Here is a 24,123-nt window from a genome sequence, read left to right as displayed (position 1 = left end):
TCTCTGGTTTTTACGGCGCAGTCTTCGTGATAAAAAACATACGCCAGTCACACGCCACTGCTTATATGATGGGGACCATAAGGTTCCGGAATTTTATAGCACATCATTCTTCGACATTCATCCGATTTGCAGCCTGGCCACGCTACCGCCGCAGGCTGTCTATACACACGCCGTGACCTGAGGAGGCACCATGAAAGCTGCACGTTTTTATGATCGCAATGACATCCGTATCGAAGACATCGAGCAACAAGAATTACAACCAGGCACCGCCCGCGTTGATGTTGCCTGGTGTGGCATCTGTGGCACTGACCTGCATGAATACCTCGATGGCCCGATCTTCTGCCCTTCACACGGCAACCCACACCCCATCAGCGGCGAAGAACCACCAGTGACGATGGGCCACGAATTCTGTGGCGTGATCTCCGAAGTAGCCGATGATATCGATGACCTGGCCGTGGGCGATCACGTCGTTGTCGAGCCCTACATCATCAGTGAAGACGTTAATACCGGACCAGAATCCAAGACTTACCACCTGTCGGAAAACATGAACTTCATCGGGCTGGGTGGCCGCGGCGGCGGGTTGGCGGAAAATGTCGTCGTCAAGCGTCGGTGGATCCACAAGATCAGCGATAAAGTTTCCCTCGATCACGCCGCGCTCATTGAACCACTGACCGTGGGTTACCACGCCGTGGAACGCGCTGGCGTGGGCGAGGATTCCACGGGTCAGGTCGCACTCATCGGTGGTGCGGGCCCAATCGGTTTGCTCACCGCGGCTGTGTTGAAGGCGTTTGGCGTGACCGTCGTCGTCTCCGAGCTGTCCAAAGCGCGCCGCGAGAAGGCCCTGGAAACCGGGGTTGCTGATCATGCGCTGACCCCAGAAGAAGTCGACGTCGTCGCCAAGGTCAAGGAGCTTACCGACGGTGCCGGCGCCGATGTGGCTTTTGAATGCACCTCTGTTCCGGTGGTTTTCGACACGCTCATGGATGCGCTGCGCCCACGCGGGGTTTTGCAGATCGTCTCAATTTGGGGCAAGCCTGCCGAGGTGGACCTGAACAAGATCGTGCTCAAGGAACTGGACGTGCGCGGCACCATTGGTTATGTCAACAACCACCCGGCTGCAATCAAATTGGTCGAAGATGGACGCGTGGACCTCACGCCGTTTGTCACCGCGCGCATTGGTTTGGACGAACTGATCGACGAAGGTTTCGACACACTCATTCACCGCAACGAAACCGCCGTGAAGATCCTCGTTTCGCCATCTGGCAAGGGCTTGGATAAGTAGCACTTTCTGGTTAACTCTTCCCCCCGTTTTTCTCTGCGCTATACTCCATCGTGAGCTATAGCTTGTGAGGACAATCGGGGGATTTTTATGGATCCGGCAGAAATAGTTCTGCAAGCAGCACAGTTAGTTGTTGCATTAGCAGGCCTTATAGGGCTAGTTGTCACCATTCAACAGCGAACGAACAGCGATAATCGTTCGGAATGGTGGAAACGTTATACTTGGTCAATCGAAAATATCGCTAATGACAATGAACGAGTTCGTAGCGCCGCCTGGCAAAATACAAAAGCCTTATACCAAAGCTCACTCATTACAAAAACCGAAAAAGCACTAATTGCTGGTCTTGCCTTAGAAACATTGAACGACGATAATCGGAAGCAGGACGATACAGGAGGTAGCGATGCCCCAAGAAACCAATCCTCGGGTACGCCAAACGATTGCTGAAGTCGCAGTAGAAGGCACGAAGTTCACTGGCGAAATTCTCCCTCGCTATGTTTACGAGCTCGCCGGTGCGCCGGTGCCTCCAGAAGCTACCGATGAACTCCAACGGGGCACAAGCACTCCAGCCGACACCAGTATTGGTACAAAGCTTAAACAATGGTGGCGCCGAAATTGGAACACCCACCTCATCTTCGACGACTAACTTATTTCACCACTACTTCCCCGCCCGCGCCGATGCTTACCTGTGCATTCCAGGCGCGGGCTAGATTAATTCGCTGCCAGTCCCCTTTGTCTGGGTCGCGATCATCCAGTGGGTAGCCGGACGGCAAGGCGGTGTGGCGCAGTACTTCAGCACGCTGCTCGTAGCTGAGTTCCGGGAAGCGGGTTTCCAGTAACGCTGGTGCCGCTGTGGGGACGTTCACCGGTTCATCGGTCGCGAAAATTGGTGTGAAGCCGTAGGTCATGCGTCGTGTGTAATCAGCTTCTGCTTGCTGGTCGCTGAGCGCATGCGAGTCTTCGGCAATCATCTCGGCGAAAGGCTTGGCCGCGCGCCATTCCATTTCTGCGACGATCTCTTCACGCGCCTGCAGCAGCGCATCGCGCATTTTCGGATCATTCCAACGATCCGCCGCGGCCGCCTGCCCGGTCATGCGCCCGCCGATGACATCCAACGGGAAGTGCACGCCCATCACCAGTCGCGATTCCCCAGCCTCAGAACCGCGCGCCAGCAATTGCGTACCCACCTCCGGCAGCATCATGGCCAGCAGCGTGGTAATCCAGGTCGCCTGGTTAGTGTGCCCGGACGGGAAGGATTTGCTCGAGCCGTCGTAGAGCTCACGTTCCGGTGACTCATGGCGCTGAATGCGTTCCGGGGCTTGCACGAATGGGCGGTCGTTATTGAACAGCAGCTTTTCCGCGCGACCCCAGCTAGCGATTCCACCGGCGCGAGCGGCATAGCCGTTGCCCAGTAGGAACTCAGTTTTCGGCAGCCGCTTTTCGTGTAACGCAGCCAGAAAATGCTGGCCGAATTCGTCGCCAAGAGCCTCAGCTGCGGTAAAAAGCACGCCGTCTTTATCTGCCAGGGCATCACGAATGGCCTTGTCGACGCGCTGTTGGTGCGCATTATTGTTGTACTCAGCGACGATGTCCAGGTTTTTCTGCATCACCTCCGGGTGGTTACTGCGCAGGTTTTTAAATTCTCGCACCACCTCGTAATAGATGCCGTACTGGTAAGAAGACACATCGGAGACGTAACCGGTGAGGTAGCTGACATCGAAAGGCCGCGGCACCGGGGCGCCCGCGTGGTGTTGTGGGTTCGCGCCGATCGAGCTCAGCGGGCTGTACTCTGGCCCCGCGCCGTGCTCGCTGGAAAGTTTCGGGGCAGGCAGCTGCAACTGTGGGATCTCGAATGGGAGTGCCAGGTGCGTGGTGTTCGCGTTAAGTGGGGCTTGCAATGAGGCTTCTGCTGCCATGGAGTGCGCAGTGCCGCCGTGCTGTTCCACAAGGCTAGGAGTCCCAGCCACAACTGCCAGGGCTCCGGCGGCAGTTAACAGCGAAGTAGCACAGCGTCGGGATGTAAGAAACATTTTCACAATGAATTATCCCAGAGCATCTAATGAGATTGAAGGGTTCACTGCTGCGGTTGGATTACGTCTTCGAAAAATACCGAGAGTGGGATTGCCGCAGATGTTCTTCGCTCTCACTGGCAACGGCAACAACTTCGAGATCAGGGTCATCATTGGTCTCATCCAATTCGAGGCGCCTCAATGTTGCCTCTGGCAGCGAGTCAAATTCATGGATGTCTAGTTCCCCTGAACGACGGTGGTACTGAATTAGATATGACGCCATAACATTAGCCTTCCATTTCAGTCTTAGATTCGCTGCTGCCGCAATTCAGCTTGGATACGTGAAAGTTTATCATCGATTTGTCTGCGGAAATTACGAACATGGTCACGACTGTAGTGCGAATCGCTGTCTGTGCGTTGTTCAAACTCAGCAATTTCCGTCGACGCTTCAAGTAGCTGCATCACAACGCCTTGTGCCTTCGGAGGCATCGTTGCTCCTTCGTGCAGGTAACGAATTTCTCTTCCGAAAATATCAGCAGCTTCTTCGTAATAGTTCGCCCATTTAGATTGCCAAGCCGTCCGGATCTGCATCTCGCTTCTACCAGCATTACCTCGGATATGGAGGTGAATGGCGCGATATCCCGAGTGGGGTTCGTCCCGACAGTCCCTGATATCTACACGTTTCGCACCACTATTTTCGAATCCGCGCTTAAAAACTTCTGCAACCTCTGTTTGCTCAGTCAGCGACAGATCGCAATCAAACCTAATGCCAGCTACATCTTGAATGTTCATTAACGGCGTGGTCTGCAACCTCTGCAGTTTTTCAAGCAAGGTGTCTTTAGTCTTTACTCGTGCAGATAATAAGTACGAACCCGAGTCTGGAGTCACGGCATCACCTGCAGGACTGATGTTCATCATGAATCCAGACGTAATTTGCTCTGTAATCGAGAGTAATTCTTCAACATACACTGCATTAAATGCGATGTATTCATTAATCACTTTGACTTCAAAGTCTTGACCATCACGCCAAAGACTTCCTTGTTTATTTACTCGGCTTTTAGAAAACGGCGGATTTTCGCCCAGAAAATTCGCGCTTTTTCGGCTTGAATTCATCCCACCCCCACAGAGACGTAATTCGTCAAAAAATTGAGCAGCTTGCGATAGCTGAATTCTAACAACTATGTATATTATTCGCTTATAGAACATATTGATTGCTAGTACTAAGATAAAGGTATGCGGAAAATAGCCGTCCTTGCTGCAGCAAGTTTTCTCAGTGTCTTCGGAACAGCAACAGCCACCGGGCTGACGAACGGAACCGATGTTGCCACCACCGACACCGCTGCCGAAGGCGTGGTTCAAGTGGCCAGCTGCACTGGCACCGTGGTTGCTCCTCAGTGGGTGCTGACCGCCCAGCATTGCGTCGAGGTTCCCAATTTGCAGCGATCGGTCTACGTTGGCACCACCCGCGAGCAGCAACACCGGGAAGAAAATCGGTTCACCTCGGATTACGCAGTGTGGGCGCCGCACGGCGATGTGGCGTTGGTGCATGTCACCGATGCGTTGCCACAGCATCTGATCCGCGAGGTTCGCCACACACCGGTGAGCTTTGGTGAGCAGGGACGCGTGTACGGCTGGGGTGCTGGCACCGGCAAGACCTTGCAGTATGCCCGCGCTGCTGTTGGTAAAACTTCTTCCGGGGTTCGGCCGCAGGAAAGCCAGCATGATGCATTCCTCGTGCAGTATTTGGACGAGGCCACAGCCGGGCGCGGCGATTCCGGCGGGCCGCTTTTTGTCAACGGTGAGGTCGCCGGGGTGACCTCGTTTAAAGCTCCCCAAGGTGGTGGGCGTTTCTCGCTGTTTGCTTCGCTGCATGGGCTAGGCGATTGGATTGCGCAGACCACCGCTACCCCAGCACAGCCGAGCACTAACGAGACGCCCTCCGACGCCGAAGCCAAACGCCCGGATACAACTGCCCCAGACAATCACCAGGGAGCCGCGCACCAGAATGGCCCCGTCGCCAAGCCCGAGCAGCCAAACACTAAGCCCGCGCCTCCCATCGCCAAGCCCGAAAATCCGAATTCCAAGAATCCCCAGCCCTTGCCACCACGCGGGCCGCTAGCCACCCCAGGTGGTGGTGCTGGCGGCTCCAGCTTGGGGTTGTCGTCTTCTTAGCACGCCTGCATCTACGATCGCCTAGGAAATCCTTAAGCAAATCCCCCGCTCAGCGCCCCTGCAGCTTCGGCGCCGCAGAAACCTGCCGGATGGTGATGTTGATCCGGCCTTCTGCCAGCCCGCAGCCGTCGGGAAGCGTGGCATCATTCACGCGCACTACCCCGTGATAAGCAAAACGCTTCGGCCCGCCGAAAACCACCAGGTCGCCGGAGCACAGCGTCACATCGTCCCAGGGTTGGGTTCGCGATTCGGTATGCCCCATGCGGAACAGCGCTTCGTCGCCAATGGAGAGCGAAATGACCGGTGCCCGGGATTCTTCAAATTCGTCGACGTGCATGCCCATCCCGGAACCCGGCGGATAGTAGTTGACCAGCACCATCTCTGGCACGAAGGTCTCTACCCACGGGGCCAGTTCCTCGGCAACCCCTGCTGCCGCGCGCAACGCTACCGGCGCCAACGCCACCAGGCTGTCTGGCACTGGCGGGACGGTGGTGCCAGCAATCTTATCGACATACCGGTAACTCGGATAGTGCCAGTACCTGCCTAAATGCAGCTGGTACACGCTCATTTGCCCGCCGGATTTTAACGTCGGGCGCAGCATCGCCATTGGAGTATCCGCGTATGTGCGGGCGATCTCGCGAACCTCGCGCACTAGCTTTGCTTGTTTGTCGACGCCCAACCACCCCGGCAGGTGCGCCACGCCCGGCGCGATGCGCTCACTCGGGCGCGGTAGAGAATCAAACAACATGCTCTCACCGTATCGGCTGCTGTTGGCTGTGTCGACGGGTGGCAACCCACAGCGAGCGGCACTCCGTTTATAGGCGAATCCCGATTCCTTTTAGCATCTCCATGACGTTGTGTTTCAGTTGTGCAAAGCCTGGATCGTTATTCAACAAATGAATAATGCCCCCAAATACTGCTGCCATTACTCCGAGCCCGGTGATGACCTTGAAGATTTTACCGAGCGTGTTATCCGACTGTTCCGTTGCTGGTTGGTCATCGACAACGATGAAGGTTGTGACCTCATCCGTCGAGCCGTCTGGGTAGGTCACGACAATTGTGCCGGTCTGTATTCCCGGCCGGGAGGTATCAAGCGGTGTTTTCCAAGCATAGGTGGTGTCTGCTGGCAATTGCGCAGTATTTATCAGGGCATCTTGTGCCTGGACGGCTACGCCAGGGGCAACTGTGACTGAGCTGTGTGGTTCGGGCGAATATTCTTCCGCCATGGTCTTTCCAGGTTTCGCGTCCGGGGTTGCGGAGTCCTGGTTATCTCCATGATCACTGCCTGCTGGCACATCCGCGACTGGGATTTTGGCAGTCAGTTTGATCGGTGCGGGTGCTTTATCCGCATCCAGGCTGGCGCCCGTGGTGTACCACCATGCCCGGGTGTCCGGGGAAAGATAATCGATGAATTCTTTCGGCCACGAGTTGGGATATTGCTTCTCTTCTCCCTGGTAGGCATGTCCGTAGAATTCTGGTGTTGCTTCGAAGGTGATGTCTCCACCGGCAATGTCTATTGTCGAAGAGCTAAACGTGGCGACCGTGACGCGTTTATAACCGTCGCTCTTTTTATCTTCGTAGACTGACCAGGCAACGTCCATTGTCAAGGCACCGGAGCCGTCTGCATTGACCTGTAGCTCGGGATTACCCATCGTCGTAATTACGTGCGGGGCGAGCGTGGGGTAATGCTTGATGCGGAAACCGTTGCCAAAAGACAAGTACATTTGTTTAGTGGTTGTATCGAACCATCCTTGGGCGCGAGTGAAGCTTGGCAGGTAGTTGTCCACTGTCACTGCTTCGCCTAGGGCTTCTACTGACCACGCCTTCAGATATTCGTTGATTCCCCAGCGCAAATTGGCCTCTTTTACGTCGATGGCGCTAGCCGGTTTGTTGACTGCCGCGTCCTGGGGTTGTTCGGGGCCGTTCCAGCCTGTGCTGTCGGCGTCGACTGGTGGTTTCTGGTTCTCGTCGGCAGGCTGCAAGGGGGTAATCGCCGGTGTTGGCCCGATTCGGTGCAGCTGGCTTACTCGGGAACGTTCTTTATAGGGGTGTGAAACGTAGGCGACATCGCCCGTAGCGTTTCCGGTAACGACAGCGAGGTTGGCTTCGCCTGTACCGTAGCCGCTCGTGACGCCAAGCTCAGTGAAATCGATCTTTTCGGCGACAGTCCAGGTTTCTGGGCTCACGACTGACACACGGTTGTCGTCCGCTGCTGCCGCATAAATTTCGTGTGTGCGCGGGTTAACGTGTAGCGAGTTAACCTTGGTTCCAACCTCGATCGGCATGCCGAGGAATTTGCCGGTCGCTGCATCGAGTGTGAGTATCTTGCTTTCTGTGAACTCGTCTTGCAAAGTTGGCTTGACGACGACGTACAGGTGCCCGAGTTCTGAGTCAAAAGCTAACTCGTATGGGCGCCCTCCTACTGCGGCCCCCTGAAAACTGGTTTCCGCGACGGGAATAGCCAGGTCTTGTACCCATTGCTTGGCTGCGGTGTTGTATCCAGTGATGACGTTTTCGCGGCCTGCGCTGATCCACAGCATCTTGCGGGTTGCATCGTAGACTAGGCCATTAATCGACGGGTATTTTTCCGTACTAACGGGGATCGGCGCACTCACGGTTGCGTTCGTGGGATCTACATGAACCAGGGATTTCGAATCGTAAATGTAGATTGCACCGGTATCTGTGTCTTCCACCATGCCCTTTGGAAACTTCGGGGTCCCAAAAATCTGGCGTACCACGGTTCCGTCATCTGCATTAAAGACGGTGAGTTTTCCTTCTCGTTGGTGCAGAGCGTAGATGTATTTTCCGTCGTTGCTCAGAGAAATCTGTACTAGCGCTTCTTTGCTTGGCGCCCAGTACACGGTCTCAGATGGTTTCTGGGTTTCCAGGTCGAACCACGTTATTCCGCTGGGGCTCTCCCCTAGCTTGTCGACGGCTACCCAGCCGCGTCCGCGCTTTTCGTCGATGAGGATGTCTCTGGTGACTTCCCCGGCAGCAAACGTCGCGGTGACTTGATAGTTTTTGCTTTGTTGCTGTTTTTGCGGCGTTGACGCGGTTTCACTGTGTGGCACTTCACCGCGTGGTACTTCGCCGAGCGCTTTTTCACTATCCGGCGTTGTGCCACGTGCTGCTTCTTGCGTCGCAGGTTGGGCAAAAGCTGGTTGTACAACGCTAAGGTGTATGCCGGTAACAGACATGCTTATTGCGGCCGCAATCCATATTTTGCGGAGGTTATGAGTTTTTTGCATCGCATTAGCTTACCCTAAACAAACATTATGGAACAAGCCTATACGCTTCGGTTTGTATGCGCCCGGCCCGCAGCCGGGCGCCACCCCACAGCGGGCAACTACCTGCGACGGGCGGCGCCCGGCGACGAGCACATCCCCCGATATGTTTACGCAATCGACATTAGACATGTTTAATGTCGATTTTTCGCCTGAAAATCGACATTACTTTTAATCGAATAATCCAATCAATCTTCTGATCAGCGCAAATACTCACACGCTGCCGAGACCAACGCCCGGGTTCCGGTTTCTAGAGTCGGCTGCAGAACCGGCGCGAATTTCGGGCTGTGGTTCGGGATGCTCACACCTTCTGGCGCCCCACCCAATAGCCAGAAGCAGTACGGTGCGCCGAAGGCGTCGGCAAGCACGGAGAAATCTTCCGATGCCGTCAGTGGTTCGATGCGGTGCACGTTCTTCTCGCCCAGCTCACGTCTGAAGCTCGCGGTTAACCGGCTGGCCACCACGTTGTCGTTGTCTGTGACCGGGAAGGACTCGTAATAGCGGAACTCCGGCTCCCGCGGCGCACCGGCAGCTACGGCCTCCCCGCGAGTGATCCGCTCGATCGCCGCGAGGATCCGTGCGCGCACTGCTTCGTCGTAGGCGCGCACGTTCAGCTTCAGCCGCGCGGTTTCCGGGATGACATTCGGGCGCGTGCCAGCTTCCACGACGCCGACGGTGACCACCCCGAATTCGTGCGGGCTCAGCTCACGCGCCACGATCGTCTGCAAGCGCTGCACCACGTGCGCTGCCAGAACAATCGGGTCGACGCCCAGGTGTGGCATCGAACCGTGCGAGCCGCGCCCGTGCAGCGTGATGTCCACGTTCACCGCCGTCGACATGAACGGCCCTGGCACCACGCCCACCTGACCGGCTGGCACTGGGCCGCAGAAAACATGCTGGCCCAGCACCACATCTGGCTTGTCGACGCGTTCCACTAGCCCGTCGGCAACCATCGACTTCGAGCCCTCGCCGGTCTCTTCCCCCGGCTGGAATAGCAGTTGCAACCGGCCGGACCACTGCTCACGGTGGCGCATCATCAGCGCCCCCATCGCCAGCAACGATGCCACGTGGCAATCGTGCCCGCAGGCGTGCATGACGGGGACGGTCTTTCCTTCTGGGTTCACCGCCGTTGCCGTCGAGGCATAGTCCAGCCCGGTTTCCTCGCGCACCGGCAGTGCATCAAAATCTGCACGCAACATGACCGTCGCCCCTGGCCCATTGTCCAGCGTGCCGACGAGCCCGCCACCAATCTTGTCGACGCGATACCCCAGCGTCTCCAGTTCGCGGGCGATCACCCCGCGCGTGCGTACCTCCTGCATGCTCAGCTCCGGGTTGCGGTGCAGATCCAGGTAAATCTCGGTTTGCCACTGCTCCACCGAGGCGTAGTCGCCCATGATCGTAGTAACCGCGCTACTAGCATCCATGAAGTTTGCTCCTTACAACAACACATTCGCAATCGCAGCGGATCCCACGAAGGTTCCGGTGAACACCAGCAGGGCGATCACGGCAATCTGCACACCGGATTTTTTGAAGATCGAGACTTCCGTGCGCGAGATCGCCAATCCGGAATACGTTAACGCCGGGGTCAGCAGTGCCAGCATATTCAGCTGATCCGTCGCGGCAATGAATGCTTCCGACCATGGCAAAAACGGCAGCGCTGCCAGGATCGCCACCACGGAAATCCACGCCACGTTGGGCACGCCGATGCGCACGTATTTCGTAATCAGCAGCCCGCCAATGCAGCAGACGTAGAGGATCACCATGCCCGGTGCGGCAGCCAGCGGGTTCACCCCGGAATTTACCCAGTTCACTACCAGCGCGAGCACGCAAACCCACACGAGCGCAGCCAGTACTGTGCGGATCGGCAGCTCGGTGTCGCCTTCTTGGCCGGATTCCCATTCTTCATCGGTGTATGCGCTGAAGTTGCTTGCCGACGCCTTCTGCCGTCGCATTTTCGCCAGCACCGTGAACAGGCGTTCTGCTAGCGGTAGCGCGATGAACGCGGAGACGAATAACCCGGTGCCGTAGGTGAGCAGGTTGCTGGTGGCCGCGAAGGCGCTGATCTCGTTGGCGGCATCCGGCACGGTTTCTGCCAAGGCCGTGGAGCACGCGCCCATCATGCTGCCGGAGCCCACGCCACAGGCCATGGCCAGCGAGCGAATATCGAATACCTCCCAGGAAGCGAATAGCCCGGCCACCAGCGAGAAGTACACGCCGCCGAAGACGGTGCCCATGACGTAGACGCCCATCACGCCGATGCCTTCGGAGGATTTCAGACCGTATCTATCCGCAACCAGCGCGATGTTTGGTTCCCGTGCGATGGAGTGTGTTGCACCGATGGTTTCGCGCCCCATGTTGAACAGCAGCACAGCCACGGGCATGGCGATCAGCAGCGTGGCAACGTTGCCGAGTTCTTGCAGGATCAACGCGGGCCCGGCTGCGATGATGTCACCGATTTGCGGGCCAATGCCGATGGCGAATTTCGCCATGAACGGCATCATGCAGATGAGAATCCACCGCGGCGCAATTCCTGCGCCCTGCTTACCGACGACGTTGCCCAGACCAGAAACAATATTCGGGTTGAACAACAGTGAGAAGAAAAACGCGTACAGCAGCGGCAGCAGAACCACCGTGCCGATGCCGATGTCGATCTGGATGATGCCGATGACCTCTGCCAGGCATGCGAGCACCAACACGACTAGGTGCAGGCGCCAATGCATCAGGCGTGCGATAGTTTCAGCCATATAAGAAATTAAACTAGATGGATAACACCGCACAAAATACTGTATTCACGCTGTGTAGTCACAGCGTGAACTGCAAAGAAAGGTAAGTGCGGCAAATATCCACTGCCCGTTTTGTCGTTTACGCCACATAGCACAGCCCCCCCCTCTCATTTTAGCTGTTCTTAATGAGAAGCTTGGAGGGGGTTTCTGTTGATTCTTAGTGTACTGCAGGCATTGAAAAATTCACGAATGCACATACATAGCCACTAATAACCCGAAATATCAATAACCCCGGCGATTTACTCCTACTTACGTAGTGCAGGGATCGTTCCGGGGCTTTCGAGTTAAAGACTAACATGTCCATTATGAATAATTCAAAGTCACCCCTAGTAACGCTATCTCAGTGGTTTTCCTCTGCACGAATGACACGATACGCCGACCATCCATCACCAGAAGCGCTATACCTTTGGAATACTCACCTCACGAAGACCTATCTTGCCGACATCGAGCATCTCGAGGTGCTTCTCCGAAATTGTATCCACGATGCCCTAACCAGAAGATACAACGAACGATGGTTTGACGACGACAGAATAGCTTTCAGCAAGGAAGCAGAGAAAAGTATCCGCAAGGCGAAAAGACGAGCCGGAGGTGAGAAGGCGCCACCAGGGAAAATCATCGCTGAGCTCAGCTTTGACTTCTGGCGCTTCCTGTTAAGTAGTCGCTATCAGGCCAGCATCTGGCCTCAGGTAGAGAAAGCTTTGCAGGAAAAACCCAACAGCAGACAGCAATTCGAAGATTTTGTATCCATTGTCTACAAAATGAGAAACAGATGCTCTCACCACGAATCAATCGTCCAACAACACGATGCACCCCGTGAAGCAGCACATCTCGACTCCGTTGATAACGCCATACACGTGGTGGCAAACTTCATTGATCCCTATGCCGCGGCATGGATCAAACGCCATTCCCGCGTCGTCGTTATCCGAGCACAACGCCCTTAGGCATGTCCCTCAGAATTATGGCAAGAAATTAAAATTGTCATCAAAATTGGTGGCCCCGGGAAGTGGACACGCAGGAGATGAACCCCATTCTGACCATGCGATCGGTTGGGCGAAGGATCGAAAGGACTACAACCGAAGTCGCTTACACTCGTCACTCGGCATGTGCCCCATGGACTTCGAGAAAACAGTCACCAATACCCCGACCGAACCCAAGTCCGTTACCAACAAAGCCATTTAGTCAACGGTCGACATCTTGCGGGAAATCCCAAGATCGCATCGACCTGACCAAAATAGGCACAATCCTTAGTACCAGTGAGTCGCGAGCGCACGATGATTCCGTAGTTTCCGGCCCGAAATGTGCATGACCGCCATAAGAATCTCGCAATTGACCAGATCGTAGAAGTTCTCATCCCTGCTGAGAACTTCTAGGTTGAAGCACTCAACGCAGCAAATCAGCACGAGATTCAGGGACGCATTGGCCTTATGTAGCCAAACGGCATCGCCCCAAAATACCAAACGGAATGACCTAATCTCTTCTATTCGGTCATTCCGTTACGCTCAGATACCCACTTATCCTGAGCCTACATATTATCCGTTAAAAAATTAGGTATGCGATAGGCACTGTCAGCAGAACCGTGAATACAACTCGATAGAACCAGATGACTACCATCTTCCAAATTGCCAGTGGAATATCTGTCGCCAGGACTGCAGGGACCATCGAAGAGAAGAAAAATACCTGGCTAATCGATGTCACAGCGACTGTAAACCGCAAGACCTCAGAACCATCACCAGCGACAAGTGTTGCTGGCAAGAATAACTCTGCAAGCCCAATGGCAACTGCTTCCGAAGCAAACCAGGGGTCTGGTAAACGCAACACCCACATCAATGGATAAAAGATAGCTCCCAGCACAGTAAACGTTGGTGTGTAAAAGGCCAGGGTTAGCCCGATGACACCGACTGCCATAATTCCTGGGAGCACCTGAATCGTCATAACAACGCCATCTGCGAAATTCTTCCACAGCGTCTTAGGCAATGAGTCAGCATATTTCAGGAAGTATTTTCCTTGACGCCACGCTTCAGGAAGTAGCTTTCCTTGAACTTGAGCTTCTGGCTCAGGTTCAGATCCCGGGTAATAATCGTCAGGGATCGTGGAAAGAGGAGGCAATCTTACGACAATTGCAGTAACTGCAAAGCAAACCACCAAAGTTACCGCGAAGTAGATGCCCCAAATGTGCATAAGATCTAGCGTACGGGCAACAACAACCATGAACGTCGCAGACGCAGTAGAAAAACCTGCAGCAACAATCGATGCCTCTTTTGCCGTATAAGCACCTGCCCTGTACATCCGGTTAGTAATAAGCAGGCCAAGTGAATACGAACCCAAAAATGATGCGACCGCGTCAACCGCACTCTTACCTGGTGTATGGAACACAGGTCGCATGAATTTCTGCAACAAGACTCCGATAAATTCCATAAGGCCGAAACCAACCAGTAGGCCAAGGAAAATTGCACCGACTGGGATTAACAGCCCTACTGGCACGACGAGCTTGTCCAGGATGAATGGCCCAAGTTTATCCTCGAATAAAAATTCAGGACCAAAGCCGAAAGTCAGCATCGCGCACAAGATGACAGCCAGCACGCTTAGGGCAGCAAAAATCGCTCGTGCGATGCCCAATTTCCACTTACCTGTGGCAATTTGGAAGACAGCACCGGCGGTAATGAGCACTAGCACTACGTACCGTGTTCCCGATCCAAGACCATCTTGGATCCAACCAACGATGTGATCAAGAAGGATGGTGTTTTTCTCACCGATTTGGAAAGGCACGAAGAAAGCGAAAATGCCTATCCCGCTATATACAAAGAATCGCCAAACAGCTTTCGGTTGCGGATCAGTTTCCTTTTGAACCTCCGAGGCCGCGTTGCTGACCACGTCGTGGGAGTTAGTCATTGGCTTGCCCTTCATCCTTTACCGGTTCTGAAAGCCAACTCTCGATATCATCATTAAACTCGCCCAATCCCGAGGCTGGCACCGGGCCGGTCATTCCTGAGAGTTTTAGCGGAGATGCGAGAGTCGCGAAACCGTCTGATTCTGTAGCTACTACGCCTCGCTCTTGCGCAAGTGGGCTCTTCAAAGCATCATCAAGTTCATAGACGCGGGCTGTCGGGACGCCATGCTCCTCGAAAAGTGCGATTGCTTCGCCCATGGTTAAATCCGACAGCCGTGCTTCAAGCTCCTCACGAAGGTCGTCCCTATAGTCAGAACGGTTTTCAGCAGTCGCAAAGCGCTGATCTTCGGCAAGGTGCTGCAGGTCTAATGCCTCGCAGAGACGATCAAACAAACGGTTCGTTGTGATGGCGATGACGATATCGCCGTCTTTTGTCGCATACGTGCTGAATGGTGCTGAAAGACCGTGGTCATTGCCAATTCGTGATGGCGGGGTATCGCCGTGTAGGGCGCGCATGCCCACTGATTCCATCACCGAAATCAGGGAATCATACATCGCAAGGTCAATGTGCTGACCTTTCCCAGTATTTACACGCTGGTACAGCGCAGACACCGTACCAATTGCCGCATAGAGACCAGGGACAATATCGCCTAAGCTGATTCCTACTCGCGTCGGTTTGCCTTCGGGCCAACCAGTAATTGACATCAATCCACTCATCGCCTGGGCAACCAGGTCATAGGCAGGTTCCTTTGCCAAGGAGCCAGTCTGGCCAAAGCCACTGATGCTCGTGACAATGAGTCCAGGGTTCACAGCCATTAATTGTTCGGCTGAAAGTCCCAACTTAGAAAGCACTCCAGGCCGAAAGTTTTCGACGACTACATCAGAACGCTTCGCTAATTCCTTCAGCGTCTGTTTGCCGTCTTCACTCTTGAAATCCAGGGTGATGGATTTCTTTGACCGGTTAAATAACCGGTAGTACGTCGATTCACCTTCGTAGTACGGACCGAACTGGCGCGTATCGTCTCCCCAGGGCGATTCAACTTTGATGACCTCCGCACCCAAGTCAGCCAGAATCATCGCACAAAAAGGGCCAGCGAGCACGCGCGAACAGTCCAAGACTCTCACACCAGCCAATGGCGCTGGATCGTGTTGCTTATTTAATGATGCATCAGTAGCCATAGTGGCCTCCTACAAAATTGGATTACGAAATTCCGTGGTTAGACGAATGCGGATTCACCAGTGATAGCGCGGCCTGTGACCAGCTGGTTGATGTCGTAGCTTCCTTCGTATGAGTAAATAGCTTCTGCATCGTTAAAGATCTTCGCCATTCGGTATTCCGTCATCAGACCGTTCCCACCAAGCAGCTCACGCCCTAACGCAACACTTTCCCGCATCAGTTTCGAGGTGAAAGCTTTAGCCAGCGCAGACTGTTCGTTTCGTGCAGAACCACGATCTTCCATGCGTGCTAACTGCGCCATCATGGATTCACTAGCAACGAGATTGCCTTGGATCGTGGCCAATTTGTTCTGGTTGAGTTGGAAAGATGAGATCTTCTTGCCAAACTGCTTACGCTTGTCGACGTAATCCAGCGCCACATCCAACGCACCCATCTGCGTACCGACTGCCTGCCAGCCCACAGTTGAACGGGCGCTTTTGAATACTTTGTTCAGGTCTTTGAAAGAATTCGCGTGCTCCAGCTTGCAGTCGTCAGGAACGTATACGTTGTCGAGAACAATATCTGCATTTTGCACCGCACGGATCGCAATGCGGTTTTTCATCAGAGTCGCGCTGTACCCCTCGGTTGAAGTATCAACGATAAATCCTTTGACTTGCTCATCTTCTGGGTCACGCGCGTATACCGCTACATAGTCCGAGAAGGTGGCGTTTCCGATCCACCGCTTCGCACCGTTCAGCACCCATCCGCCATCCACTTTCTTGGCAGTCGTCCGCATACCTTGTGCTACGTCGGATCCAGCCTCTGGCTCTGTAATGGCAAGCACTCCAGTTTTCCGGACCGCATAGAGGTCATCGAGCCAGCGTTCTTTCTGCTCCTCGGATCCGAGCAGTTCAATGCTTCCTGTAAACAAACCGTCTTGGCCGCTGAAGAAGGTTCCCACAGAACCATCAGCACGGTGGATCTCGGCCGCGACCAGACCGGCAAGCAGACGTGAGCGCCCTTGGCCACGAACGAGGCTGATGATATTCAGATCCTGGATTTCTGGAATCAGTTCGTGCGGGAATTCTTCGCGGTTCCAGTAATCAACTGCGATTGGAAGGACCGATTCGCGAGCCCATTCCCGAACTTTGTAAAGAATTTGCTTTTCTTCTTGTGGAAGTTCGCTCTCGAAATCAAAGAAATCACCTTGTGGGTAACGGCCAGCCATGTTGAGACTCCAATCCAAATATCAAGTGAATATGAACTGAGTTACAGGCTATTGTGACGCGACCGGTTTGGATAGCAACATTTACCGCACCCTGTCTGAAATTCGAGACCAGGAGAGAAAAACTTCCAGTATACCATCATTGTTGAACAATAAGCATTATCCGCATACGCCACGGCACTGTTAACACAACATGGGCCCACTCACGTTTACAAGCGTGCGACAATGAGGTCATTGGCGATCGTGTTGGTTTTTACACAAAATTTTCACGAGAAATTGCGACTCCATCAAGACTTATAGCCCTGATAAAAAAACTTGCTCGAGCTTCCATCCGTTGGGCATTTTCCGCCCGATACATAGTCCGCCGGGTGGCATTGCAGATTTTCCAATACCGCACGACGCGACGCTCCCTGATTCCCAGGGCCCACCACACTTGCTTATAAGTAATATTCATAAGGCGCCAAGTTCCCCAATAACAATCAGGCGCTACCCAAAATTCATCAATTCAGCACAATTATGAGGATATATTCCTGGGTAATCGTTCATCTCACTCTCGACAGCCGCTTAATCAACTGTCCGCAACTGACGTGCAAAACCCCTCTCTCATTTGAGCTGTGCAGGTGAGAAGCTTGGAGAGGGGTTTACTGCGACGTAACCAACCGCGTCTGCAACCGCTGGGCGATCCGCACGCCAGCTACCGGTACCGCTTCGGGACTTCTGCTTGACCTAACGTCAGCATCAATCGGTTGGCCCAGTTGAAGAACGCCGAGGAATAGATCAGGTCCAGAATCGACTGTTCATCAAAGCCAAACTCGCGAAGCTCCGCACACTGTGCAGTGTCGAAGGCAAACGGTGTGCTCGTCAGGGCAACCGCCGTTCGGCGAATCAGATCCCATTTCTTTGAGCCAAGGTCCGCCGCAATGCCCTCATCAAGTAGCCGTTGCACCGCTGCTGATTCACCGCCCTCGTCGATGCAGCGTGCTTGGTGCACAGTGGCGCAATATTCGCAGCCGTTGTAACGCGAAACCACGGTTGCTGCGAGCTCCCGGTCGGCACGCGACAGCCCACCTTCGGTGTTGTAGAAAATATCCAGGTCAGTGAGTGTGCGGGCTTTCAACGCGTCTGGGTCACGGGCAAGCAACCGAAAATACGCGATACCGGCACGCTCGGGCTTAATGAGCGCATCAATATGCTCATCGTTAAGTTCTTCTTTTTCCAGCGGGGCGATCCACGGCAGCCAGCCCAAGGGGTGATTCACAAAATGGCTAGGCGCAACAGAGTCATGCTCGAGGATATTCGAGGTGGTTTCCCAGCCCGTGTTCTTCGTCCCTGGAGCACGATCGACTGTAGGCGTGTGCGGGTTCTGCCCCGCCATCACCCGCAGCCCATGCACTACGCGCACCTGGAACGCGAGGAACGCCACCAACTGCGAAAGGCTAACTATTTCAGTTGCGCTCCAACCGGCAGCATCCAGGTTTCCCAACGCCTGTGGGGACGCATCCTTCGGATGGAATGCCACCAGGTGTACCCAGGAAAAGGCTGCTGCCAAGCGGGTACCAAGCGCTGCTTCCACACCGTCGGCGTCACCATCGCCCGCCGTAACGTCACCGGTGCCGCTGGTGTCACTAGTGCCACCGAACACGACGAATCCACCATCGTGGTACGGTCCGGTCGACGCCCCACGGGCACTGGCGGCGCGCACTACCGCAATCAACTCTTCGTCGGCTTCGTCAGCAAGCAAATCGAAATAAAAGTCCGTGGCTTTTTCTTCCCCGAATAACGTGGCCGTAAACGCAGCAACGGCATAGCGCTCTGCGTAGGAAAAATTGCCTGGATCTTCCGGCTCCAGGAGTGCCGAAAAGCTCGCTTGCGCATTGTGCAACGCATCAGGACGAGCATTGCGTAGCTCCTCGATTTCCGGTGCTGCCGCAGCCAGGTTGTTAATGATGTCCGCCATAGTGTTTCTCCTTTTCCAATCCCTGATTTCCGCTAATTTTTCAGCACTTTCGGCTCTACAAGCCCAAGTTCAAATCTCCCGCACGGTAGCGCGAGCCTGGGATGGCGTCGATAAGCGTCCGGGTGTAATCCGTGCTCGGCTGGGTAAATACTTTTTCAGTTGCACCGCATTCCACCTGTGTACCGCGTGAAAGCACGGATACAGAATCTGAAATTTGGTTCACAACCGCAAGATCATGCGAGATGAAGATATAAGTCAACCCGAGTTCTTTCTGGAGCTCATCGAGCAACCGAAGGATTTGCGCCTGCACAGTAACGTCCAGCGCCGATACGGCCTCGTCCAAGACGATGAGCTCTGGCTCAATGATAATCGCCCGCGCGATCGCCACCCGCTGGCGCTGACCACCGGAAAGCTCGGTGGGTTTACGGGCAGCCATCGACGAATCTAACGAGACCTGGTCAAGCACCTTTGCCGCTTTCGCCCGAGCACTCCGCCGGGAATCACCGAGAAAATTCCGCACCGGCTCAGCGATACTGTCTCCGATGCTCAGTCGCGGATCCAGCGAACCAAACGGGTTTTGGTAGACCATCTGAATGCTGCGACGCAGCTCGCGTTGGCGCTTTCCGCGGGCACGTGTAATTTCCTCCCCATGCAACTCAATGCTTCCAGCAGTTGGGCGGCTAAACAGTGATATTGCCCGGCCTGTGGTGGTTTTACCAGAGCCAGACTCACCCACGAGCGCATGCGTGGTACCTGGTGCGACGCTAAAGCTCACGTCATTGACTGCGGTAAAGTCCCCAAATTGTTGGGTTAGCCCGGAAACCGTGAGCAATGGCTCCTGTACCTGCGGCGCTTCTTGCCCACGCCGGGAGGTGCCCAGGTGTGGCGAGCTCAAAGACGGCGCATCGGCAAGCAGCCGCTTTGAGTACTCATGCTGCGGCTTCGTCAACACTCGAGCTGCAACACCTGATTCACGCACCATACCCTTTTCCATGACGACAATTTTGTTTGCTCTATCGCCAGCCACGGCCAGATCATGGGTGATAAACAGGATGCCCATATTGAGTTCGCGACACATGCTGTCTAGGAGGTCCAAGATGATCTTCTGCACGGTTACGTCCAATGCAGACGTCGGCTCATCGGCAATAATCAGTTCGGGTTCCAGCGCCACTGCCGCGGCAATCAAGACGCGTTGTTTCATGCCACCGGAGAGTTCGTGGGGGTATTGCTCGTAACGACGCTGTGGATCGTCAATTCCGACTCGCTCTAACAGCTCTATCGCGCGCTGCTTGCGGGTGGCTTTATCGCCGAAGGAATGGATGTTGAGGCCTTCTTCGACAGAAGCGCCAATGGTCTTGAGTGGGTTCAGCGAATTGTTTGGGTCTTGCGGGATTAACCCGATGCGTCGGCCGCGCAGCTTACGCCATTGCTTTTCTGGCAGCTGCGTGGCTTCCTTGCCATCAAATTCGATAGATCCGGATACGATTGACGCGTTTTCTGAGAGCAAACCGATTGCCGCCATGGCTGAGGTGGATTTTCCGGATCCGGATTCCCCCACGATGGCGGTGATTTCTCCCGGAATCACGTCGAAGTTGATTCCGCTGACGGCTTCTACCTCACCGTGTTCGGTGCGGTAGGTAATGGAAAGATCGGAAACAGAAAGCAGGGACATCATGCCGCCTTTCGCAAAATCTGGCTGAGGTGGTTCGCTGCTAGGACGACAGCGACGATGACAAGTCCGGGTGCCATAGTGAGCCATCCGGCGGTAGCGATGTAGTCACGTGATTCCGAGATCAATAGCCCCCATTCCGGCGTCGGCGGTGGAGCCCCGTAGCCAAGGAATCCAAGTGTGGCCAGCTGCAGAATCGCCAAGCCGAATTGCAGTGCGGCAACGGCGAATACTGCGGTCAAGGAATTTGGCAGGATGTGGCGCACGAGTACTTGGAATGGTGTTCCACCGGAGCCGTAGGCGGCCTCAACGAAATCCGCACCGGCGACGCTCAGTACCTGGGAGCGGGCCAGGCGCGCAAAGGTGGCAACCGAAGTAATGCCTACTGCAATAGCAGCATTAAAGATGCCATGGCCCAAAACGATGATGACGGATAGAGACAGCAGTAGCGCGGGGATGGATAACAGCACGTCGACGACGCGCATGATCGCTGCATCAAGCCATCCCTTATTCACGCCCGCGACCACGCCAAGAATGGTTCCGACGACGAGACCAAAAAGTACGGCGAGCAGCGCTCCCAATAGGGATTGCCGGGCCCCGTAGACCACCCTGGTGTACAGGTCGCGTCCAACGGCGTCGGTGCCAAACCAATGCTGAAAACTTGGGGCTAGTAGTGCGGTGGTGTCGCCACCCTGGCTCGGATCTTGCGAAGTAAACAACTGCGGCACCAATGCGCACAGCACTGCCAAGCCAAGCACGATGAGTGAAATAGCTGTACCGGGACGAACTTTAAGTTGTGCGGGTTTTAGCTGCATTTTTGCTCTTCCTTTTCGTGCGATTCTGAGGCATTCCGGGAAGCACCTGCCGCGTGTGCAGATGAAGAAGTTGCGGAAGGCTGTGCTGCGGAATTTACGACCGTGCGACGCTCCCGAAGGCGCACGTCTAGCACTGGATAAAGAAGGTCAACCACGAGGTTGATGAGCACGAAGATGACCGCGGCAAGCACCACGATCGCCAACAACACCGAGGTGTCACGGTCTGCAACCGCATCTACCGTTAAGGCTCCAATGCCGTGCCGAGCAAAAACGGCTTCCGTTACCACGGACCCGCCGATTAATTCGCCAAAGGTAAGTCCGGCCATGGTCAATACCGGCAGGAAGGCGTTGCGCAATACATTTCGCCACAGCAGCCATGCCCCGCTTGCGCCTTTAGCACGCACCACTTGTACGAAGGGCATATCCATGACCTCATCGATAGAGCGCATGAGCACCTGGGCCAGCGGCGCAGATATCGCGATAGCCAAGGTAATGACTGGAAGCACCAGAGATTGCACAGAATTCGCACCGATAACCGGCACCCAGCCAAGCCCGAAGGAAAAGACTTGAATGAGGATAATTCCGATCCAGAAGGTGGGCACCGAGACCATCACCGAGGGCAAGCTACGCGAAAGGCTTCGCAACCATTTCATTGGCCCGAAGGTAGATAGCACCGCAATACCGAAGGCGAGGATTGCGCCCACCACAAACGCGGATAATGCCAGGGCCATTGTGGACGGGATGGCATTAGCAAGCAGCTCCGAAACCGCAGTGCCTGTTGCCACGGAATAGCCGAAGTCGCCAGTCAGGAATCCTGTGAGAGCAGAAAAATACCGTGAGATAAGTGGTTCATCAGCACCGTAGACTTCACGGATATCGGCTAGTTGCTCGGGTGTCAGGCCAAGATTCGGGTTATCGTAGCGCGCAGCCACCGCGTCGCTTGGGAGGGCACTGAGCAATATAAAAGCCAGCGTAAACGTCGCCCAGATAACTAAAACGGACTGGCCGATTCGTGCAAATATTGATTTCCGGTTCATTACTTCCCCCGTCCTTGTGCAGGGTTAATCTCTACTGCGTAAAACGATGGTCGGCCAATGGCTTCCGTCGTAAAGCCGTCAACATGCGGTTGCGCACCATAGACTTGTGGTTCTTCAAACAAAGGCAGAATATAGGCTTGTTCTGCCAGGTAGTCCTGCATTTCAGCAGCTTTCGCGAGGCGCTGCTTCTCGCTGGTCAGCTGGAAGTAGTCATCCACCAATGCTTGCAATTGCTCATCGCCGTAACTATCGGTTCCTGCATCGTAGTTCAGAAAACTATTTCGCCCGGCGCCATCAAGCCAGGTAGCTAAAGTGTCGACGTTCGCACGTCCGGTCATCGTATGACGTATTTGTACGAGTTCTTGGTCTTGCATCGCTTTCGTCTGCGCAGAGCGATCGCCTGGGTACAAATTCGCTTCTACCCCAATGCTTTTCAGCATCTCTTGCGCTTTGGTAAACATCTCCCGGGACCGCGGTTGCGGCACGGCTTCGTTAAAGGTCAGGGAAAGCCGTTGGTCTTCCTTGGTGCGGATGCCGTCTGCACCACGTTTCCAGCCTGCTTCATCCAATAATTGTTCTGCTAATTCTGGGTCATAAGCGTAGTGTTCTGACTCGTCTTTGTAGCCGATTGCCGTGCGCGCCAAAATTGACGAGCCCTTCGGGTAGGAATCCGAGTACAAGGCTCGCAGGATGTTGTCGCGGTCGATGGCGTGAATCAGTGCCTGGCGCACGCGGATATCTGCTACCAGCGGATGCCGGAAATGGAAGTGATAGCTATTGTTGACGCCGCGTGTGGGCGCAGCGAGGATCTGTAAATTTTGCTCCTTGAGGTGCTTCTCGTCCGGGGCTTCGATTTGGCGCGCCACATCGGATTGCCCGGCGACGAGGGAGCCCACGCGGACGGAATCTTCTTCGGCGAGCACGATATTCACACCTGCAATATTTGGTGGCCCTTGCTGGTCCGCGCGGGCAGACGGTGCCCAGTTGTAATCTTCACGCGCTTTTAACACCAGTTTTGTGCCGAGTTCTTCTTGCTCAATCACGAAGGGGCCAGACCCGGAAATTCCGGTGGCATTGCCCGGCGCGAAGCCGGAATCATCGAGATCCAAGGTTTCGTTGGACAGCAACCCTTGGTTCATAACTGACGTCGCTTGTGGGAAGCCCGGGGATGGCTTCGTGAAATAAAACTTCACCGTGTATTCGTCAATGACTTCAGCTTTCTCGTAATTCGGAAGCTGTTCGGAGGGCGTTAATAAGCGTGCCTCATCCCCTTTCGCGTAGAGGTCGTAGTTCTTTTTCACGTTCGCGGCATCAAGCACAGAACCATCGGAGTAAGTAACGCCCCGACGGATTGTAAAAGTGAATTCCGTATTATCCGCATTTGCTTGCGGTAATTCTTCTGCAATCCACGGGTGCAGCTCTAAGGTTTCCGGGTCTTGCCACAGCAGCCGGTCCGTAATGTTGTTTAACACGCCACCATTTGGGTAATAACCGCCAGAAGGTGGATAAAGGTTATTGAACATATTCGGCTCGGCATAGGTGACCATGCCGGTATCCGCCGCTTCGGAGATATTCGTGCATGCGGCCAGGGAGAGTGTCATCGCACCGCCCATAGCTGCGGCAAACGTTTTCAGGCGCCTTCGTAGGTTCGTCATAATCGTGGGTTTCCTTCAGTTCTAAAGTAAAGCCCGCTAATTAGACCACACACGAAAGATGATTACAAGACCATTCGGTCTATTGATTCACCTCGATAGATACAACAATTAAACAAACCATATAGACAATCCAGTCTACGATCGATGAACCGATTTTTTCGGCCCTGCACTATTCAATCGCCTACACCTAACCAGAGT

At 54.6% G+C, this 24,123-nt stretch carries 19 protein-coding genes and 1 pseudogene; 5 read left to right on the top strand and 15 right to left on the bottom strand.

Going from position 1 to position 24,123, the window contains the following annotated elements:
* The first annotated feature begins 190 nt into the window (after nt 1-190).
* From HMPREF1292_RS06110 to HMPREF1292_RS06105, 3 genes are all read left to right on the top strand, one after another.
* On the top strand, nt 191-1,282 hold the full coding sequence (locus HMPREF1292_RS06110) for a 2,3-butanediol dehydrogenase (protein WP_023019178.1): 1,092 nt from the start codon (nt 191-193) through the stop codon (nt 1,280-1,282).
* An 87-nt stretch (nt 1,283-1,369) separates the two neighbouring features.
* On the top strand, nt 1,370-1,723 hold the full coding sequence (locus HMPREF1292_RS11110) for a hypothetical protein (RefSeq protein WP_023019177.1): 354 nt from the start codon (nt 1,370-1,372) through the stop codon (nt 1,721-1,723).
* On the top strand, nt 1,680-1,922 hold the full coding sequence (locus HMPREF1292_RS06105; protein WP_021353773.1) for a hypothetical protein: 243 nt from the start codon (nt 1,680-1,682) through the stop codon (nt 1,920-1,922). Before HMPREF1292_RS11110 ends, HMPREF1292_RS06105 begins: the two co-directional genes overlap by 44 nt.
* A gap of 1 nt (nt 1,923) precedes the next feature.
* On the opposite strand, the gene HMPREF1292_RS06100 is transcribed toward HMPREF1292_RS06105, so the two are convergent.
* From HMPREF1292_RS06100 to HMPREF1292_RS06090, 3 genes are all read right to left on the bottom strand, one after another.
* Nucleotides 1,924-3,306 carry a phosphatase PAP2 family protein gene (locus HMPREF1292_RS06100; protein ID WP_023019176.1) on the bottom strand — a complete coding sequence of 461 codons (1,383 nt, stop codon included), beginning with the start codon at nt 3,304-3,306 and terminating at the stop codon, nt 1,924-1,926.
* A 61-nt stretch (nt 3,307-3,367) separates the two neighbouring features.
* Entirely contained in the window at nt 3,368-3,568 is a 201-nt protein-coding gene (locus HMPREF1292_RS10865) for a hypothetical protein (RefSeq protein WP_023019175.1), read from the bottom strand.
* 23 nt (nt 3,569-3,591) lie between these two features.
* Complete coding sequence (locus HMPREF1292_RS06090) at nt 3,592-4,398, bottom strand: hypothetical protein (protein WP_023019174.1); 807 nt, start codon at nt 4,396-4,398, stop codon at nt 3,592-3,594.
* Between the two features lie 120 nt (nt 4,399-4,518).
* On the opposite strand from HMPREF1292_RS06090, the pseudogene HMPREF1292_RS06085 reads away from it, so the two are divergent.
* Nucleotides 4,519-5,226: pseudogene (locus tag HMPREF1292_RS06085) on the top strand (trypsin-like serine protease); the annotation flags it as partial.
* Between the two features lie 280 nt (nt 5,227-5,506).
* Here HMPREF1292_RS06085 and HMPREF1292_RS06080 read toward each other — a convergent pair.
* The 4 genes from HMPREF1292_RS06080 to HMPREF1292_RS06065 form a co-directional block, all read right to left on the bottom strand.
* Nucleotides 5,507-6,205, bottom strand: a complete 699-nt coding sequence (locus HMPREF1292_RS06080; RefSeq protein WP_023019172.1) for an alpha-ketoglutarate-dependent dioxygenase AlkB — start codon at nt 6,203-6,205, stop codon at nt 5,507-5,509.
* A gap of 67 nt (nt 6,206-6,272) precedes the next feature.
* Entirely contained in the window at nt 6,273-8,705 is a 2,433-nt protein-coding gene (locus tag HMPREF1292_RS11105) for a Rib/alpha-like domain-containing protein (RefSeq protein ID WP_023019171.1), read from the bottom strand.
* Nucleotides 8,706-8,941: 236 nt separating this feature from the next.
* Nucleotides 8,942-10,165: an amidohydrolase gene (locus HMPREF1292_RS06070; RefSeq protein ID WP_023019170.1), complete on the bottom strand. Its 1,224-nt coding sequence runs from the start codon at nt 10,163-10,165 to the stop codon at nt 8,942-8,944.
* A gap of 12 nt (nt 10,166-10,177) precedes the next feature.
* Entirely contained in the window at nt 10,178-11,485 is a 1,308-nt protein-coding gene (locus HMPREF1292_RS06065; RefSeq protein ID WP_023019169.1) for a DUF3100 domain-containing protein, read from the bottom strand.
* Between the two features lie 344 nt (nt 11,486-11,829).
* Here HMPREF1292_RS06065 and HMPREF1292_RS06060 point away from each other — a divergent pair, with 344 nt between their 5' ends.
* Entirely contained in the window at nt 11,830-12,465 is a 636-nt protein-coding gene (locus HMPREF1292_RS06060; protein WP_027018422.1) for an Abi family protein, read from the top strand.
* 595 nt (nt 12,466-13,060) lie between these two features.
* On the opposite strand, the gene HMPREF1292_RS06050 is transcribed toward HMPREF1292_RS06060, so the two are convergent.
* From HMPREF1292_RS06050 to HMPREF1292_RS06015, 8 genes are all read right to left on the bottom strand, one after another.
* A complete protein-coding gene (locus tag HMPREF1292_RS06050; protein WP_023019167.1) occupies nt 13,061-14,413 on the bottom strand; it encodes a YjiH family protein in 1,353 nt (450 codons plus the stop codon).
* Entirely contained in the window at nt 14,406-15,590 is a 1,185-nt protein-coding gene (locus tag HMPREF1292_RS06045; protein ID WP_023019166.1) for a CaiB/BaiF CoA-transferase family protein, read from the bottom strand. Before HMPREF1292_RS06045 ends, HMPREF1292_RS06050 begins: the two co-directional genes overlap by 8 nt.
* Before the next feature lie 38 nt (nt 15,591-15,628).
* The gene (locus HMPREF1292_RS06040; RefSeq protein ID WP_023019165.1) at nt 15,629-16,795 is read right to left on the bottom strand and encodes an acyl-CoA dehydrogenase family protein; all 1,167 of its coding nucleotides are present in this window, start codon (nt 16,793-16,795) and stop codon (nt 15,629-15,631) included.
* A 691-nt stretch (nt 16,796-17,486) separates the two neighbouring features.
* Nucleotides 17,487-18,749, bottom strand: a complete 1,263-nt coding sequence (locus HMPREF1292_RS06035) for an alkylhydroperoxidase domain protein (RefSeq protein WP_023019164.1) — start codon at nt 18,747-18,749, stop codon at nt 17,487-17,489.
* 55 nt (nt 18,750-18,804) lie between these two features.
* A complete protein-coding gene (locus tag HMPREF1292_RS06030) occupies nt 18,805-20,421 on the bottom strand; it encodes an ABC transporter ATP-binding protein (RefSeq protein WP_023019163.1) in 1,617 nt (538 codons plus the stop codon).
* Nucleotides 20,421-21,233, bottom strand: a complete 813-nt coding sequence (locus HMPREF1292_RS06025) for an ABC transporter permease (protein WP_023019162.1) — start codon at nt 21,231-21,233, stop codon at nt 20,421-20,423. Before HMPREF1292_RS06025 ends, HMPREF1292_RS06030 begins: the two co-directional genes overlap by 1 nt.
* On the bottom strand, nt 21,224-22,270 hold the full coding sequence (locus HMPREF1292_RS06020) for an ABC transporter permease (protein ID WP_023019161.1): 1,047 nt from the start codon (nt 22,268-22,270) through the stop codon (nt 21,224-21,226). Before HMPREF1292_RS06020 ends, HMPREF1292_RS06025 begins: the two co-directional genes overlap by 10 nt.
* Entirely contained in the window at nt 22,270-23,925 is a 1,656-nt protein-coding gene (locus HMPREF1292_RS06015; protein WP_023019160.1) for a TIGR04028 family ABC transporter substrate-binding protein, read from the bottom strand. Before HMPREF1292_RS06015 ends, HMPREF1292_RS06020 begins: the two co-directional genes overlap by 1 nt.
* Nucleotides 23,926-24,123: the final 198 nt, after the last annotated feature.

The organism is Corynebacterium sp. KPL1995 (genome assembly GCF_000477935.1).
GTDB classification, from domain to species: Bacteria; Actinomycetota; Actinomycetes; order Mycobacteriales; family Mycobacteriaceae; genus Corynebacterium; species Corynebacterium pseudodiphtheriticum.
The sequence above is the reverse complement of the archived record's forward strand: the minus strand, read 5'-3'. Positions and strand labels throughout refer to the sequence as shown.